The 16643-nt window shown below is 60.4% G+C and carries 15 protein-coding genes; 10 read left to right on the forward strand and 5 right to left on the reverse strand.

Annotation, left to right across the window (positions count from 1 at the left end):
- The first annotated feature begins 1 nt into the window (after nucleotide 1).
- From rlmH to SB725_RS20395, 10 genes are all read left to right on the forward strand, one after another.
- A complete protein-coding gene (gene rlmH / locus SB725_RS20350) occupies nucleotides 2-469 on the forward strand; it encodes a 23S rRNA (pseudouridine(1915)-N(3))-methyltransferase RlmH (RefSeq protein ID WP_007937439.1) in 468 nt (155 codons plus the stop codon).
- A gap of 10 nt (nucleotides 470-479) precedes the next feature.
- Nucleotides 480-2375, forward strand: coding sequence for a penicillin-binding protein 2 (mrdA, locus tag SB725_RS20355; RefSeq protein ID WP_027924299.1), 1896 nt, complete (start codon nucleotides 480-482; stop codon nucleotides 2373-2375).
- Nucleotides 2376-2406: 31 nt separating this feature from the next.
- Nucleotides 2407-3510, forward strand: coding sequence for a rod shape-determining protein RodA (gene rodA / locus SB725_RS20360; RefSeq protein ID WP_050590204.1), 1104 nt, complete (start codon nucleotides 2407-2409; stop codon nucleotides 3508-3510).
- Between the two features lie 17 nt (nucleotides 3511-3527).
- Entirely contained in the window at nucleotides 3528-4538 is a 1011-nt protein-coding gene (gene mltB / locus SB725_RS20365) for a lytic murein transglycosylase B (RefSeq protein ID WP_027924297.1), read from the forward strand.
- On the forward strand, nucleotides 4538-5551 hold the full coding sequence (locus tag SB725_RS20370; RefSeq protein ID WP_027924296.1) for a septal ring lytic transglycosylase RlpA family protein: 1014 nt from the start codon (nucleotides 4538-4540) through the stop codon (nucleotides 5549-5551). Before mltB ends, SB725_RS20370 begins: the two co-directional genes overlap by 1 nt.
- 322 nt (nucleotides 5552-5873) lie before the next feature.
- The gene (locus tag SB725_RS20375) at nucleotides 5874-7031 is read left to right on the forward strand and encodes a D-alanyl-D-alanine carboxypeptidase family protein (RefSeq protein ID WP_027924295.1); all 1158 of its coding nucleotides are present in this window, start codon (nucleotides 5874-5876) and stop codon (nucleotides 7029-7031) included.
- Nucleotides 7032-7118: 87 nt separating this feature from the next.
- Nucleotides 7119-7394 carry a DUF493 domain-containing protein gene (locus SB725_RS20380; RefSeq protein ID WP_027924294.1) on the forward strand — a complete coding sequence of 92 codons (276 nt, stop codon included), beginning with the start codon at nucleotides 7119-7121 and terminating at the stop codon, nucleotides 7392-7394.
- Nucleotides 7394-8041, forward strand: a complete 648-nt coding sequence (gene lipB, locus SB725_RS20385) for a lipoyl(octanoyl) transferase LipB (RefSeq protein WP_027924293.1) — start codon at nucleotides 7394-7396, stop codon at nucleotides 8039-8041. Before SB725_RS20380 ends, lipB begins: the two co-directional genes overlap by 1 nt.
- Before the next feature lies 1 nt (nucleotide 8042).
- Nucleotides 8043-9068, forward strand: coding sequence for a lipoyl synthase (lipA, locus tag SB725_RS20390; protein WP_027924292.1), 1026 nt, complete (start codon nucleotides 8043-8045; stop codon nucleotides 9066-9068).
- 175 nt (nucleotides 9069-9243) lie between these two features.
- Nucleotides 9244-10194 carry an LD-carboxypeptidase gene (locus tag SB725_RS20395; protein WP_027924291.1) on the forward strand — a complete coding sequence of 317 codons (951 nt, stop codon included), beginning with the start codon at nucleotides 9244-9246 and terminating at the stop codon, nucleotides 10192-10194.
- Between the two features lie 132 nt (nucleotides 10195-10326).
- On the opposite strand, the gene SB725_RS20400 is transcribed toward SB725_RS20395, so the two are convergent.
- From SB725_RS20400 to leuS, 5 genes are all read right to left on the reverse strand, one after another.
- Complete coding sequence (locus SB725_RS20400; protein WP_027924290.1) at nucleotides 10327-11649, reverse strand: lytic murein transglycosylase; 1323 nt, start codon at nucleotides 11647-11649, stop codon at nucleotides 10327-10329.
- 61 nt (nucleotides 11650-11710) lie between these two features.
- Nucleotides 11711-11875, reverse strand: coding sequence for an alternative ribosome rescue factor ArfA (arfA, locus tag SB725_RS20405; protein ID WP_003176285.1), 165 nt, complete (start codon nucleotides 11873-11875; stop codon nucleotides 11711-11713).
- 140 nt (nucleotides 11876-12015) lie between these two features.
- Nucleotides 12016-13053 (reverse strand): DNA polymerase III subunit delta, encoded by a 1038-nt coding sequence (gene holA, locus SB725_RS20410; protein WP_027924289.1) that lies wholly within the window; start codon nucleotides 13051-13053, stop codon nucleotides 12016-12018.
- Nucleotides 13054-13092: 39 nt separating this feature from the next.
- Nucleotides 13093-13698, reverse strand: coding sequence for an LPS assembly lipoprotein LptE (gene lptE, locus SB725_RS20415; protein ID WP_027924288.1), 606 nt, complete (start codon nucleotides 13696-13698; stop codon nucleotides 13093-13095).
- Nucleotides 13699-13786: 88 nt separating this feature from the next.
- Complete coding sequence (gene leuS / locus SB725_RS20420; protein WP_410922523.1) at nucleotides 13787-16393, reverse strand: leucine--tRNA ligase; 2607 nt, start codon at nucleotides 16391-16393, stop codon at nucleotides 13787-13789.
- Nucleotides 16394-16643 lie beyond the last annotated feature (250 nt).

Below are 16643 nucleotides of genomic sequence, written 5' to 3' on the forward strand. Positions count from 1 at the left end.
TGTGCGACTGCGACTGATCGCCGTCGGTTCACGGATGCCCAAGTGGGTGGAAGAAGGCTGGCATGAATATGCCAAGCGTCTTCCGTCCGAGCTGGCGCTGGAACTGGTGGAAATACCGCTCAATACCCGTGGCAAGAACGCCGACGTGGCGCGCTTCATCCGTCAGGAAGGCGAAGCCATGCTGGCCAAGGTCGGGCCGAATGAGCGTGTTGTCACCCTCGAAGTCCACGGCAAGCCCTGGAGCACCGAGCAGCTGGCGGTCGAGCTCGATCGCTGGCGCCTGGACTCGCGCACGGTGAATTTCATGGTCGGCGGTCCCGAAGGGCTGGCGCCGGAAGTCTGTGCCCGAGCCGATCAGCGCTGGTCATTGTCGCCGTTGACGTTGCCGCACCCGCTGGTGCGTATTCTGATCGGCGAACAGCTGTATCGTGCCTGGACAGTCTTGTCCGGTCACCCTTACCACAAGTAGTTCTGCCCTCATGTCTCAGCCGATCCGTATCAAGGACCACGAAAAAGACGCCCGTCTGGTGCGTGGCCGTGTCGTGTTCGGTGCCATTGCGGTCGTGACGCTTATTTGTGTGCTGATTGCGCGGCTGTATTTCCTTCAGGTCATCCAGTACGAGTACCACTCGACCCTGTCGGAAAACAACCGTGTCCATGTGCAGCCGATTCCGCCGACGCGCGGACTGATCTTTGACCGCAATGGCGTGGTGGTGGCCGATAACCGGCCCAGCTTCAGCCTGAGCATGACCCGCGAGCGCTCCGGCGACTGGCAGCAAGTGCTCGACGTGATCGTCGAAGTGCTGGAGCTGACGCCCGAGGACCGGGTGATCTTCGAGAAACGCATGCGTCAGGGGCGCCGGCCGTTCGAGCCGGTGCCGATCCTGTTCGAACTGACCGAAGAGCAAATCGCCCGGATCGCGGTGAATCAGTTCCGTCTGCCTGGCGTGGAAGTGGTGGCGCAGTTGGTGCGTCACTACCCGCAGGGCGCGCATTTTGCGCACTCGGTCGGGTACATGGGGCGGATCAACGAGAAAGAGCTGAAATCCCTCGATCCGGTCAATTACAGCGGCACCCACCACATCGGCAAGACCGGCATCGAGCGCTTTTACGAGCCTGAGCTGCACGGTCAGGTGGGTTACGAGGAAGTCGAAACCAACGCACGGGGCCGCGTTTTGCGTGTGCTCAAGCGTACCGATCCGATTCCCGGCAAGGACATCGTCCTGAGCCTGGACATCAAATTGCAGGAAGCCGCCGAAGCCGCACTCGGCGGTCGCCGTGGTGCAGTCGTTGCGCTGGACCCGAAAACCGGCGAAGTGCTGGCGATGGTCAGTCAGCCGAGTTTCGACCCGAACCTGTTCGTGACCGGCATCAGCTTCAAGGCCTATTCCGAACTGCGCGACTCGATCGACCGGCCTTTGTTCAACCGCGTGCTGCGCGGACTGTACCCGCCGGGCTCGACCATCAAGCCGGCGGTGGCGATTGCCGGTCTGGATTCGGGGGTGGTCACCGCATCGACCCGCGTGTTCGATCCCGGTTATTACCAACTGCCCAACTACGATCACAAATACCGTAACTGGAACCGTACCGGCGACGGCTACGTGGATCTGGACACGGCGATCATGCGGTCCAACGACACCTACTTCTATGATCTGGCCCACAAGCTGGGAATCGATCGCTTGTCGGCGTATCTGGGCAAATTCGGCATTGGCCAGAAGGTCTCGCTGGACATGTTCGAAGAATCACCGGGCCTGATGCCGTCCCGCGAATGGAAGCGTGCGACCCGTCGCCAGGCCTGGTTCCCGGGTGAAACCCTGATTCTCGGAATCGGCCAGGGCTACATGCAGTCCACGCCGCTGCAACTGGCCCAGGCCACGGCGCTGGTGGCTAACAAAGGTGTGTGGAACCGTCCGCACCTGGCCAAGACCGTCGAAGGCGAGAAGCCGAAAGATGAAAACCCGATGCCGGACATCGTCCTGCGCGATCCGTCGGACTGGACCAAGGTCAACCACGGGATGCAGCAGGTAATGCACGGCGCTCGTGGTACCGCGCGCAAGGCATCGATTGGCGCGCAATACCGGATCGCCGGCAAAAGTGGTACGGCCCAGGTGGTCGCGATCAAGCAGGGCGAGAAGTACGATCGCTCCAAGGTTCAGGAACGCCACCGCGACCACGCCTTGTTTGTCGGCTTCGCGCCGGCCGACAACCCGCAAATCGTGGTGTCGGTGATGGTCGAGAACGGTGAGTCCGGTTCCGGGGTCGCCGCGCCAGTGGTGCGTCAAGTCATGGACGCCTGGCTCCTGGACCAGGACGGCCGACTTAAAGCCGAGTACGCCAGCCCTATCAGCGCAGAGGCTACAGCCCGTGATGAATAATTTTGATCGCATGCTCTCCAGTGAGGATGTGATGCGTCGTCGTGCCACGCTGTTGCAGCGCCTGCATATCGATGGCCCGTTGTTGATTCTGCTGCTGACCCTCGCCGCCGGCAGCCTGTTCGTGCTGTATTCGGCCAGCGGAAAGAGCTGGGACCTGCTGGCCAAGCAAGCCACGTCATTCGGCATCGGCCTGGTGTCGATGATCGTCATCGCACAGTTCGAGCCGCGATTCATGGCGCGTTGGGTGCCGGTCGGTTATGTACTTGGCGTGTTGTTGCTGGTGGTGGTGGACGTCATGGGCCACAACGCCATGGGCGCCACGCGCTGGATCAACATCCCCGGTGTGATCCGCTTCCAGCCCTCGGAGTTCATGAAGATCCTGATGCCGGCGACCATCGCCTGGTACCTGTCCAAGCGCACTTTGCCGCCGCAACTCAAGCACGTAGCGGTCAGTCTGTTCCTGATCGGTTTGCCGTTCATCCTGATCGTGCGGCAACCGGACCTGGGGACATCGCTGCTGATCCTGGCAGGCGGTGCGTTTGTGCTGTTTATGGGGGGCTTGAAGTGGCGCTGGATCATCAGCGTGCTGGCGGCGGCCGTGCCTGTGGCCGTGGCGATGTGGTTTTTCATCATGCACGACTACCAGAAGCAACGAATCCTGACGTTCCTCGATCCGGAGAGTGATCCGCTGGGCACTGGCTGGAACATCATTCAGTCGAAAGCCGCCATCGGTTCCGGTGGTGTGTTCGGCAAGGGCTGGCTGCTGGGCACCCAGTCGCACCTGGACTTCCTGCCGGAAAGCCACACCGACTTCATTATTGCGGTGTTGGGCGAAGAGTTCGGCCTGGTGGGTATTTGCGCGTTGCTGCTGATCTACCTGCTGCTGATCGGACGGGGTCTGGTGATTACCGCCCAGGCGCAGACATTGTTCGGCAAATTGCTCGCGGGCAGCCTGACCATGACGTTTTTTGTTTACGTTTTCGTCAACATCGGTATGGTCAGTGGCCTGTTGCCGGTTGTGGGGGTGCCGTTGCCGTTCATTAGCTACGGAGGAACTTCGCTGGTGACGCTGCTGTCAGCGTTTGGGGTTTTGATGTCGATCCATACCCATCGTAAGTGGATCGCTCAGGTTTGAATAAGGTGAAGAGTTCAATGCAAGTAATGCGTGGCTGGGTGACTCGATACGCGCCATGGGTCGGCCTGGTAAGCATCCTTGGCACAACGCAGGACGCGTTGGCCGGCGATTACGAAGGCTCACCCCAGGTGGCCGAATTCGTCGGTGAAATGACCCGCGACTACGGTTTCGCCGGTGAACAGCTCATGGGCGTGTTCCGCGAAGCCGAGCGCAAGCAGTCGATTCTGGACGCGATCTCGAAGCCCGCCGAACGGGTCAAGCAGTGGAACGAATACCGACCGATGTTTATCACTGACGCGCGCATCGCCCGTGGTGTGGACTTCTGGCGTCAGCACGAAGCAGTGCTGGCGCGTGCCGAGCAGGAATACGGCGTACCGGCGCAGGTGATTGTCTCGATCATCGGCGTTGAAACCTTTTTCGGGCGTAATACCGGTAATTACCGGGTGATCGACGCGTTGTCGACCCTGGGTTTCGACTATCCTCCCCGTGCCGAGTTTTTCCGCAAGGAACTGCGTGAGTTCTTGCTGCTGGCCCGGGAAGAGCAGGTCGATCCGTTGACCCTCAAGGGCTCATACGCCGGCGCCATGGGCTTGCCGCAGTTCATGCCGAGCAGTTTTCGCGCGTATGCCGTGGACTTCGACGGCGACGGCCACATCAATATCTGGAACAACCCGGACGATGCCATTGGCAGCGTTGCCAGTTACTTCAAGCGTCACGGGTGGGAGGCCGGCGAGCCGGTGGTCAGCCGCGCCGATGTTCGGGGTGAACAGGTCGACGAAGGTTTGACCACGGGTATCGAGCCGGTTAAAACCGTAGGGGAGTTGCGGGCGCTGGGGTGGTCAAGTCATGATGCGCTGCGCGATGATATGCCGGTCACGGCTTTCCGCCTGGAAGGTGACAATGGCCCCGAGTACTGGATGGGCCTGAAGAATTTCTACGCGATCACGCGTTATAACCGCAGCGTGATGTACGCCATGGCCGTACATCAACTGTCTGAACAGCTGGTCCAAGCGCGGGGCGTCAAGTAATGCGGGCATTGCCTATGAATAAACCCCTGAAGCTCATGGCTTTCGCCGCATTGGCGGTGCTGCTTGCCAGTTGCTCGACCAGTCGCGCGCCGGCTCAGAAGTCCTCGTCCACCGCCGTGCGTGCTACGCCGGGGCTGGACATCAACCGCGCCCACAAAGATGGCGCGCCATGGTGGGATGTCGACGTATCGCGCATCCCGGATGCCACGCCGACCCTGCACACCGGTCCTTACAAGGCCAACCCGTACACGGTGCTGGGCAAGACCTATTTCCCGTTGCAAGAATCCAAGACCTACGTCGCCTCGGGCACGGCGTCCTGGTATGGCACCAAGTTTCACGGCCAGAACACCGCCAATGGCGAGGTGTATGACCTGTACGGCATGAGTGCCGCACACAAGACATTGCCACTGCCAAGTTACGTTCGGGTGACCAACCTGGACAACAACAAGAGCGTGATCCTGCGGGTCAACGACCGTGGGCCGTTCTATTCGGACCGCATCATCGACTTGTCCTATGCCGCCGCCAAAAAGCTCGGTTATGCCGAAATCGGCACGGCGCGGGTCAAGGTCGAGGGGATCGACCCGCAACAGTGGTGGGCACAAAAAGGCCGTCCGGCGCCTTTGATGCTCAACGAGCCGCAAGTTGCGCAAAATAGCGCGCCGGTGATTACGGCCTCGGCCGGCACCGTCGAGCAATGGACGCCGCCACCGCAGCAACACGCCGCGGCCGTCGTGCCTGTTCAGCTTGATGCAAAAAAAAACGCTTCTGTACCAGCCTCTGGCCAGTATCTGCAGGTGGGCGCGTTCGCCAACCCGGACGCTGCAGAACTCCTGAGATCGAAGCTCAGCGGGATGGTGAGCGCTCCGGTGTTCATCAGCTCGATCGTGCGCAACCAACAGACACTGCATCGGGTGCGTCTGGGGCCGATCGGTTCTCCGGGTGAAATCCAGCAAGTGCAGAACAGCGTGCGCATGGCCAATCTCGGTTCGCCGAGTCTGGTTACCGCCGAGTAATACGTAGTACTTGATTGAAGGTTCGCTTGCAGTTTGGGGGGCGGACCTGGTTGTTGGCTCGTTAAAGAACAAAAGCCCGGCAAGGGTTCTGAGTGAACAACTGAACACGCGATGACCCGTAGGGTTTGTCCGAAAACTCGCCGAGCGGCGATCAGGCAAGGCAAAAACAGGTGGGGAAGCGGAGTGTAGGGGACCTACATGAGCATTCCGAGGCTGTTTTTAACGCCGCATGATCGTCGCGCAGGCAGTTTTGGACAAAGCCTGAAGGTTGTCTGAATAGTTTTGCCCCTGGGCAGTTTCCATTAGCGATTTCGAGAGACGGATGAACATCACCACCTTTGCCAAACGCCTGTTCCTGTTAGTCCCGCTGCTCCTCTCGCCCGCCGCGTTCGCGGTCGAGGTGATGCCATCACCCCCACAACTGGCCGCCAAGGCCTATGTGCTCATGGATGCCAGCAGCGGCAACGTGCTGGTCGAGAACAATGGTGATCAGCGTCTGCCGCCGGCCAGCCTGACCAAGCTGATGACCGCGTACATCGCGACCCTGGAAATCCGTCGTGGCCAGATCGGCGAAAACGACCCGGTGACCGTCAGCGAAAACGCCTGGCGTACCGGCGGTTCGCGGATGTTCATCAAGGTGGGCTCGCAGGTCACCGTCAGCGACCTGCTGCACGGCATCATCATCCAGTCGGGTAACGACGCCAGTGTTGCGCTCTCCGAGCACATCGCCGGCAGCGAAGACGCTTTCGCCGACGTGATGAACAAAACCGTGGCTGACCTGGGCATGACCAACACCCACTTCATGAACCCGACCGGTCTGCCAAACCCTGAGCACTACTCGTCGGCTCACGACATGGCCGTGCTGGCTCGCGCGATCATCCACGAAGACCCTGCTCACTACGCGATCTACTCGCAGAAAGAGTTCTTCTGGAACGGCATCAAGCAGCCTAACCGCAACCTGCTGCTGTGGCGCGACAAGACGGTCGACGGTCTGAAGACCGGTCACACCGACGAAGCCGGCTACTGCATGGTGTCTTCGGCCGTACGTGATGGCATGCGCCTGATCGCCGTGGTGTTCGGCACCAACAGCGAAGTGGCTCGCGCCGCCGAAACCCAGAAACTGCTGACTTACGGTTTCCGCTTCTTCGAAACCCAGACCTTCTATCAGAAAGGCGCCGAGCTGGCTCAGGCTCCTGTCTGGAAAGGCGCGACCAATCAAGTCAAAGCCGGCCTGGCTGAAGACCTGACCATGACCCTGCCAAAAGGCCAGCTGAAAAAGCTCGCCGCCAGCATGACCATGAACCCGCAACTGGTTGCGCCAATCGCCAAGGGCGACGTGATCGGTAAAGTCGAAGTGAAACTGGACGACAAAGTGGTGCACAGCGCCGACCTGATCGCTCTGGACGCTGTCGAGGAAGGTGGTATCTTCCGCCGCATGTGGGATAGCATCCGTCTATTCTTCTACAGCATCTTCAACTGAATACAGTGTGCACCTGCATGACTTCGCGCTGATCCGGCGCGGGGTCATGCCCGTCGCCACGGCTTACGCTTACGAGGCCGTTACGCCATGACCGATACCGAAGTAAAGGCGCCAAAGATCGAATTTCCCAACGTTGATTACCCGGTTAAGGTGATCAGCGATACTGGCGTGGGCAACAAAGACAAGATTATCGACATCGTCAAGAAGCATGCGACCATCAATGATGACCGCATCGACGAGCGTCAAAGCACCAATGGCAAATACACCACGATTCAGTTGCACATCGTCGCCACCGATCAGGACCAGCTGTACAACATCAACAGCGAACTGCGGGCTACCGGCTTCGTGCACATGGTGTTGTGATGTCTGGCACGCTGGGCTTTCGTGAGCTCGGCCAGATGGCTTACGAGCCGGTCTGGCATGCCATGCAACGCTTCACCAACGAACGCGGCACCGAGGCTGCCGACGAAATCTGGCTGGTCGAGCACCCGCCAGTGTTTACCCAGGGGCAGGCTGGCAAGGCCGAGCACTTGTTGCTGCCGGGAGATATTCCGGTGGTACAGGTCGACCGGGGCGGGCAGGTGACTTATCACGGGCCCGGCCAACTGGTGGCTTATCTGCTGCTGGACGTACGCAAACTCGGGTTTGGTGTGCGTGACCTGGTCACCCGCATGGAACTGTGCCTGATCGAACTGCTGGCGAGTTACGGCGTCACTGCCGCCGCCAAGCCGGACGCACCGGGTGTCTATGTCGACGGGGCGAAAATCGCGTCCCTGGGGCTGCGGATCCGCCACGGTTGTTCCTTTCATGGCCTTGCCCTGAACGTGGACATGAACCTGGAACCGTTTCGACGAATTAATCCCTGCGGCTACGCCGGGCTGGCGATGACCCAGCTGAGCGATCACGCAGGACCGATTGAATTTGCCGAGGTAAGTGCCCGGCTGCGCGCGCAGCTCGTCAAACACCTCGACTATGCTGAGCAGACGACCCTAACGGGCGGAATCGACTGATATGACTACTGATGCAGTGCAAACCATGATCCCGACGCTCGATGTCACCGAGCGTCCGGCCCCGCGTGCCAAGGTTGAAGCCGGCGTCAAGCTGCGCGGCGCCGAGAAGGTTGCACGTATCCCGGTGAAGATCATTCCGACCACCGAACTGCCGAAGAAACCCGACTGGATTCGCGTGCGCATCCCGGTTTCCCCGGAAGTCGACCGCATCAAGGCCCTGCTGCGCAAACACAAGCTGCACAGCGTGTGCGAAGAAGCGTCCTGCCCGAACCTGGGCGAGTGCTTCTCCGGCGGCACCGCGACGTTCATGATCATGGGCGACATCTGCACCCGTCGCTGCCCGTTCTGCGACGTCGGCCACGGCCGTCCGAAACCACTGGACGTCAATGAGCCGCAAAGCCTGGCCATCGCCATCGCCGACCTGAAACTCAAGTACGTGGTGATCACCTCGGTTGATCGCGACGACCTGCGTGACGGTGGTGCCCAGCACTTTGCCGACTGCATCCGCGAGATCCGCAAGCTGTCGCCTAACGTGCAGCTCGAAACCCTGGTCCCGGATTACCGTGGCCGTATGGACGTGGCGCTGGAAATCACCGCGGCCGAGCCGCCAGATGTGTTCAACCACAACCTGGAAACCGTGCCGCGCCTGTACAAGGCTGCGCGTCCGGGGTCGGATTACCAGTGGTCGCTGACCCTGCTGCAACGCTTCAAGCAGATGATGCCGCACATTCCAACCAAGTCCGGCCTGATGCTGGGCCTGGGCGAAACCGACGAAGAAGTCATCGAAGTCATGAAGCGCATGCGCGAACACGACATCGACATGCTGACTCTGGGCCAGTACCTGCAACCGTCCCGCAGCCACTTGCCGGTGCAGCGTTTTGTGCACCCGGACACCTTTGCCTGGTTCGCCGAGGAAGGTTACAAGATGGGCTTCAAGAACGTCGCTTCCGGCCCGCTGGTACGTTCCTCGTACCATGCCGATGAGCAGGCGAAGCTGGTCAAAGCCGAGCTGATCTCGTCCCTGTAATTTGGCGATGACATAAAAGGCGCCCGCATGGCTTTTCAGGCCTTGCGGGCGTTTTTTTGCCTGGCCAGCGCCAGCCAGTGTTTTTTCCTGTAACCGGCGGGCGACTGAGCCTCTTCTGTTTGTCCCCGTTCCTGACTACTGTGTGCTGAAGATTTTCGCGCAGGGAGATTCATGGATGACCGTTCGACCGACCCACACGCTGTATCCGCATAAACCTGTTCCAGCCTTGCCGTTGGAAGGGTTGATCGGCGTGATTGCACCCGCCGGCCCAGCCGGGCTGGACACTGACAAGGCCATCGCCTGGATGCGCGCTCGCGGCTATGCGCTGCGGGTATTTCCCGGGGTGTACGAGAAGGAGGGTTATCTGGCCGGCAGTGACGAGGTGCGGCTCAATGATCTGCACGCGGCGTTCGCGGATCCCGAGGTGGATGCCATCATCTGCCTGCGCGGTGGTTATGGCACGCCGCGTTTGCTTGACCGTATCGATTTCGAACTGCTGCAAAACAACGCCAAACCGTTCATCGGCTACAGCGACATCACGGCGCTGCATCTGGCGATCAGTCGTTATGCCGGTTTCGTGACCTTCCATGGTCCGTTGCTCAATGCCGATCTGCTGGGCGACAAGCAGAAACCTACCGAGTCATCGTTTTTCAACATGCTCAGAGGCCAGGTGAAGGCCGGTAGCGTCATTTCGCACCCGGTGGCCTGGCCGTTGACCACGATTGAGCCAGGCATCGCTCACGGGCGTTTGCTTGGCGGTAACCTGTCGATGATTGCCGCGACCATGGGCACGCCCTACGAATTGGAAGCCGAGGGCGTGATCCTGTTGATCGAGGACGTCAACGAGCCGCTGTATCGCATAGACCGGCTGCTGACCCATTTGCGGTTGGCGGGTGCGCTGGGCAAGCTGCGCGGGGTTTTGGTAGGGGATGTGGCGGGGGTTGATGCGGTCGCGCTGGAGCGGTTGCTCAAGCAGACCTTCGAGCCGTTGCGGATTCCGGTGCTGGCTGGTTGGCGTAGCGGGCATTGTGATCCGAACCTGACGTTGCCGATGGGGGCTTTGGTTCGATTGGATGCGGGGAAGAAGGAGTTGGTGCTGGAGCAGGATGTGGTGGTCAAGGCTTAGAGCTTCGTCGCCTGATAGTCCGTCATCGCGAGCAAGTCGAATCGTCGCGCCGTCGCTCCCACAGGTTTTGTGTCGTACACAGAACCAATGTGGGAGCGACGGCTTGTTCCGGGCGGCGTTCCGACGATGCTTCTAGCGGTTACGCAAACCTTCCAGCAACTTGTGCGTCGGATATCCATCCGCCGGCCAGCCAAACGACTGCTGTGCACTGCGGATCGCTTTGCGTGTATTGGCGCCGATAATGCCATCCGGGATGCCCGCGTCGTAGTTCTGGGCACTCAACAGGCTCTGCAATTCCATGCGCTCGGTACGGCTCAACGGCAAATCATCTTTCGGCCAGGTGCCGCTGATCAGCCCCGAACCATTGAAGCGTTCGGACAACAGACTCACCGCCAACGCATAGGACGACGAATTGTTGTACTTGAGAATCGCGCGGAAGTTGTCGAGCACCAGGAATGCCGGGCCACGGTAACCGGCCGGCAGCAGCAGGGCTGCGGAGAGGTGTTCCGAGCCTGGCGGAATCCGAGCGCCAGCGGGCAGAGAAACCCCCAGTTGCAACCATTCGGCGACGCTTTTGCGAATTGTGCCATCGGCCAGGACGTAGTTGAAACTGCTTGGCAGTTGCACTTCAAAGCCCCACGGCTGGCCGTTCTGCCAGCCGGAGCTTTGCAGGTAATGCGCGGTCGAGGCCAGGGCGTCGGCGGGGCTGTTCCAGATGTCACGGCGACCGTCACCATCGAAGTCGACAGCGTGGGTGTTGTAAGTCGTCGGGATGAATTGGGTCTGGCCCATGGCGCCGGCCCAGGAACCGAGCATCTTATCGGGTGTGATATCCCCTTGTTGCAGGATTTGCAGGGCGGCGATCAATTGATCGTGGGCAAAGCCGGGGCGCCGGCCTTCGTACGCCAGGGTCGCCAGGGAGTTGATGACCGACTTGCTGCCCTGGAACTGACCGAAGTTACTTTCCATGCCCCACACCGACACGAGTGCCTGGCGGTCGACGCCATAACGCTGTTCGATGCTTTGCAGGAGGGCCGCGTTTTCGCTGATCAGCGCTTGGCCTTTACGTACTCGCAGTGGAGAAAGGGCGCCGTCGAGGTATTCCCACACTGGACGGGAAAATTCCGGTTGGCTGCGATCCGCACGGATTACGCTGGGGTCGAAACTGACATTGGCAAAGGCGTGGTCGAACAGATCGGCGCGGATACCGGCGGTCAGTGCATCTTTGCGGAAACCTGCTTGCCATTCGGCGAACGTCTGGGTGGGCTGGATGTCGAGGTTTTCTCCGGCCGGCACCACGGGCGGAATGACCGCAGGGGCTGTCGCGACGGGAAGGGTTTGCAGTGGCTGGGCGTCGGCGGCGGTTGGTTTTTCCGCGCAGGCGACAAGCAAAATGAGGCTGGAGGCAGCGATCAGTTGGCGAACGGGCCAACGACGGGAAAGACGAAGGGGCATGCACAGGTCCAGAAGATACGAATCAGGTACAGACCTTAACATGTCGAAGGGGTGTTCTGCTTTACGCAGCCAGAAAGTAAGAAGCCTCCCAGCTATTAGACTGGAAGGCTTCGCGGCGGTAGCTGCCTTTGCCCTTGCCGGCTCGCTCCTGACGGCTGCGGAACAGTGGCTGGGCGATAATGGATTTGGCCTTGTTCGGGCCATGCTTTGATGGCTTTTTGCTCATGATGATTCTCGCGAGTGAGTGGTTTTTGCAGGGCAAATCATCGGCTGAAGTTGGGGTTCTGTCTAGTCCCCACAGGTTGTAGGACCTTTCGCCGATCGCAAAACCTGTACCAGCTGGCGAAGCCTGCTACAAGGGTGCGTTTATTCGGCGGGCAATGTCAGGCGTTGACCGGCCATCAACAATGACAATCGACTAAGGCTCATCCACGGCGAGCCGGCCGCCTGACCCTTGATCTGCGCGTCAATGCGCTGCGCTTCCAGCAACAACTGCGCCCAGCGTTGCGCCGAGTAACGTTGCAGGGCTTTGCTCATCAAGGGTTTTCGTTTGTCCCAGACCGGTGGGCGGGCTGAGCTGAAGGCTTTGTCCAGTGGCACGCCCTGGCTGTATTGCAACGACAGGTTGGCCAGCAGACGCAGTTCCCGGGCCAGCGCCCAGAGAATGACCGGAGGTTCGACACCTTCACCGCGCAGTCCTTCAAGCATGCGCAACGCGTGGGCCGCCTCGCCATTCAGGATGGCATCGGTCAGACCGAATACATCGAAACGTGCACTGTCGGCCACAGCGGCCTGTACGGTTTCGACGGTGATCTGCCCACCTTCGGCCATCAATTTGAGCTTTTCGATTTCCTGCGCGGCGGCGAGCAGGTTGCCCTCGACGCGCGCGGCAATCAGTTCGACCGCGTCCTGGCTGGCCGACAACCCGGCTTGAGACAGACGCTGGCGAATCCAGCTTGGCAGCTGGTTGGCATCCACCGGCCAGATTTGCACAAACTGCGTGTGCTGACCTTCGACCAGCGCCTTGCCCCACTTGGTCTTCTGCGCACTGCCATCGAGCTTGGGCAAGCTGATCAGCAATATCGTGTCTTCGGCCGGGCGCGAGCAGTATTCGATGAAGGCGGCAGCGCCCTTGTCGCCGGGTTTGCCGGAGGGCAGGCGCAGTTCCAGCAGGCGCTTTTCGGCGAACAATGACATGCTCGCACCCGCCTGCAACAACGTGCCCCAGTCGAAACTGGCGTCGGCGGCGAAGACCTGGCGTTCATCGAAGCCTTGTTGGCGGGCGGCGGCACGAATGGCATCGGCCGCTTCCTGACACAGCAACGGGTCATCGCCGCTGATGATGTAGACCGGCGCGAGGGCACCTTGCAGGTGTTTACCGAGTTGGGCGGGGGCGAGTTTCATAAGAAAGGGCCATCGGGGCGCCGGAGCGCCCCGAAAGTCTTACTGTTGCGGGATCTGGACAGGCGACTGGCGCGGAGTATTCGCTTCAGCCTTCTGTGCGGCTTCCAGCGCCTGGGCTTCGGCCTTGGCCTTGGCTTCGGCGGTCTGCTGCAGCTGATCCAATTGGGTCGGGGTGATCTGTTGCAGGCGCAGCATCATGCGCTGAATCAGCTCGCGACGAGTTTCTGCACGGGCAGTGTCGGCGTCCTGGTCGGACCCCGCCAGGTTGTTGCCGTCATGCATGAAGATCTTTTGCACTTCGAGCTTGTCGCTGATCAGTTGCAGATCATGTGCGCCACGAATGTCGTAGTTCAGAACAGTGGTGATCTGATACTCGCCAGTATGGCCGCCACCTGCGTAGCTGATGATGCGCTGGCTTTCCTGCTCATTGGTCAGCACCAGCTTGTAAGGTGCGCCGGTGTAGACCTTGACGCCACTGCCTTCCAGCACCTGACGCATTTGCTTCACGGTCTCGCCGTAGGCGTTACGGGCGCTCAGGTCGAGTTCCTTGATCGCCAGTTCAGTGGTGCCGGTGCCGCGCAGCTGGAAACCGCAGGCGCTCAACAGGACCGCAAGGCCCATCACCAGCAGATTGCGTTTGATCATTTTGTTGCTCCCCTTGAAACCATGTGGGCCGATCTTGCGGCCCGAAAGGTTTTACTCGGCGCCGGGCATGGCCCGGCGCCTGATCCAATTAGCTGGCGACGATGTTGACCAGTTTCCCGGGCACGACGATCACTTTGCGAATAGTCAGGCCGTCGACAAAGCGCAGCACGTTCTCGTTGATACGGGCCGCGGCTTCGACTTCTTCGCGCGTTGCGCTGGCCGGCATTTCGATCTGACCGCGCAGCTTGCCGTTGACCTGGATGACCAGCGTCAGGCTGTCCTGCACCAATGCGTTCTCGTCCAGCACCGGCCAGGCGGCGTCGATCACCGGGGCAGCGTGACCCAGTCGATTCCACAGCTCGTGGCTGATGTGCGGGGTGATTGGCGCCAGTAGCAGCGTCACGGTTTCCAGACCTTCCTGAACCAGTGCGCGATCCTGTTCGGTGCCTTGCGGGGCTTTTTCCAGCACGTTCATCAGCGTCATCACCTGGGCGATGGCCGTGTTGAATTTGTGGTTCTGGCCGACGTCGTGGCTGGCTTGCTTGATCGCCTGGTGGATCGAGCGGCGAATGACTTTCTGTTCGTCGTTCAGGCCGGCGACGTCCAGTTTGCCCGGCAGGCCCTGAGTGACGTGGGCTTGAGCCAGGCGCCAGACGCGCTTGAGGAAGCGGTGCGAACCTTCCACGCCCGAGTCGGACCATTCCGCGCTCATGTCGGGTGGCGAGGCGAACATCATGAACAGGCGGCAGGTGTCGGCGCCGAACTGGTCAATCATCGACTGTGGGTCAACGCCGTTGTTCTTCGACTTGGCCATCTTCTCGGTGCCGCCGATTTCCACCGGCAGGCCGTCCGCGATCAGCTTGGCGCTGATGACCTTGGCCTTGCTGTCACGCTCGAGTTCCACGTCCGCCGGGTTGAACCAGGTGTAGGCGCCATTGGCCTCACGGCGATAGTACGTCTCGGCGATCACCATGCCTTGGGTCAGCAGGTTCTTGAACGGCTCGTTGGAGCTCACCAGGCCTTCGTCACGCATCAGCTTGTGGAAGAAGCGCGCGTACAGCAGGTGAAGAATGGCGTGTTCGATACCGCCGATGTACTGATCCACCGGCAACCAATGGTCGGCCGCGGATTTTTCCACCAGGCCGCCTTCATAGTGGGGCGAGGCGTAGCGGGCGTAGTACCACGAGGACTCGACGAAGGTGTCCATGGTGTCGGTTTCACGCTTGGCAGGCTGGCCACATTTAGGGCAGCTGCACTCGTAGAACTCGGGCATGCGAGCCAGTGGCGAACCGGCGCCGTCGGGTACGACGTCTTCTGGCAGCACAACAGGCAACTGGTCTTCCGGCACCGGCACGTCACCGCAGCTAGTGCAGTGGATGATCGGGATCGGGCAACCCCAATAGCGCTGGCGGCTGATACCCCAGTCACGCAGACGGAACTGGGTGCGCGAGGCACCAAGGTTTTTCTTGATCAGCGCGACTTCAATGGCGTCAAACGCGCCGGCGAAATCGAGGCCGTCGAACTCGCCGGAATTGATCAGCGTGCCGTGCTCGCCATACGCGTCCTGCCACGGAGCCGGGTTGGTGTCACCCGAGCTTGTGCGCACCACGGACTTGATCGGCAGGTTGTACTTGGTGGCGAACTCGAAATCACGTTCGTCGTGCGCCGGGACAGCCATGACCGCGCCATCGCCGTAATGCATCAGCACATAGTTGGCGACCCACACCGGCAGTTTCTCGCCGGTCAGCGGGTGCTCGACGAACAGCGAGGTCGGCAGGCCTTTCTTCTCCTGGGTGGCGACGTCGGCTTCAGCGACGCTGCCGCCCTTGCATTCAGCGATGAACGCTTGCAGCTCAGGACTGTTCTGCGCGGCCAGGGTGGCCAGCGGGTGTTCGGCGGCCACGGCAACGTAGGTCGCACCCATCAGGGTGTCCGGACGGGTGGTGAATACTTTCAGCGCGCCGGCTTGGCCGATGGAATCGACGTTGTACGGGAACTGCACTTCCATGCCGCGGGACTTGCCGATCCAGTTGCGCTGCATGGTCTTGACCTGTTCAGGCCAGCCCGTCAGTTCGTCGAGACTCTCCAGCAGCTCATCCGCGTACGCGGTGATCTTGAAGTAGTACATCGGGATTTCGCGCTTTTCGATCAGCGCGCCGGAACGCCAGCCGCGACCGTCGATTACCTGCTCGTTGGCCAGAACGGTCTGGTCGACCGGGTCCCAGTTCACGGTGCCGCTTTTCTTGTAGATCACTCCTTTTTCGAACAGGCGAGTGAACAGCCATTGTTCCCAACGGTAGTAATCCGGCTTGCAGGTGGTCACTTCGCGGGACCAGTCCACCGCCAGGCCCAGGCTGCGCAGCTGGGTTTTCATGTAGGCGATGTTTTCGTAGGTCCACTTGGCGGGCGCTGCGTTGTTCTTCATCGCGGCGTTTTCCGCCGGCATGCCGAAGGCGTCCCAACCCATGGGTTGCAGAACGTTCTTGCCTTGCATGCGCTGGTAGCGGGAGATCACGTCGCCGATGGTGTAGTTGCGCACGTGCCCCATGTGTAGCTTGCCGCTGGGGTAAGGGAACATCGACAGGCAGTAGAAAGTCTCCTTGCCTGGCTGTTCACTGACTTCAAAGGACTTTTGCTCGTCCCAGAACGACTGGGCGGCGGCTTCGATTTCACGGGGCTGATATTGTTCGTGCATGGCTACTTTTGAACTGAATAGGGGTGGCCTAATCCTCTTCAATGCGACGCTGGACGGTGAGCACGCCAAATCGGCGTTTCGGTGCCCAGACGAGCTGGAAGTGGAGTTACAGGAAGCGCCGTAGCATACATGACCGCACTCTACCGAGGGAAACCCTGATTACGCTCGCGCGTCTCGCAAAAACGGCTGCGAGGGCCGTTGGTCGCAGTGTTCAGCCGGTTTGTTCATGGAAGCTAAGCTCTAAATGGGG

It is taken from the genome of Pseudomonas sp. SIMBA_041 (assembly GCF_046535095.1).
GTDB classification, from domain to species: domain Bacteria; phylum Pseudomonadota; class Gammaproteobacteria; order Pseudomonadales; family Pseudomonadaceae; genus Aquipseudomonas; species Aquipseudomonas mucoides.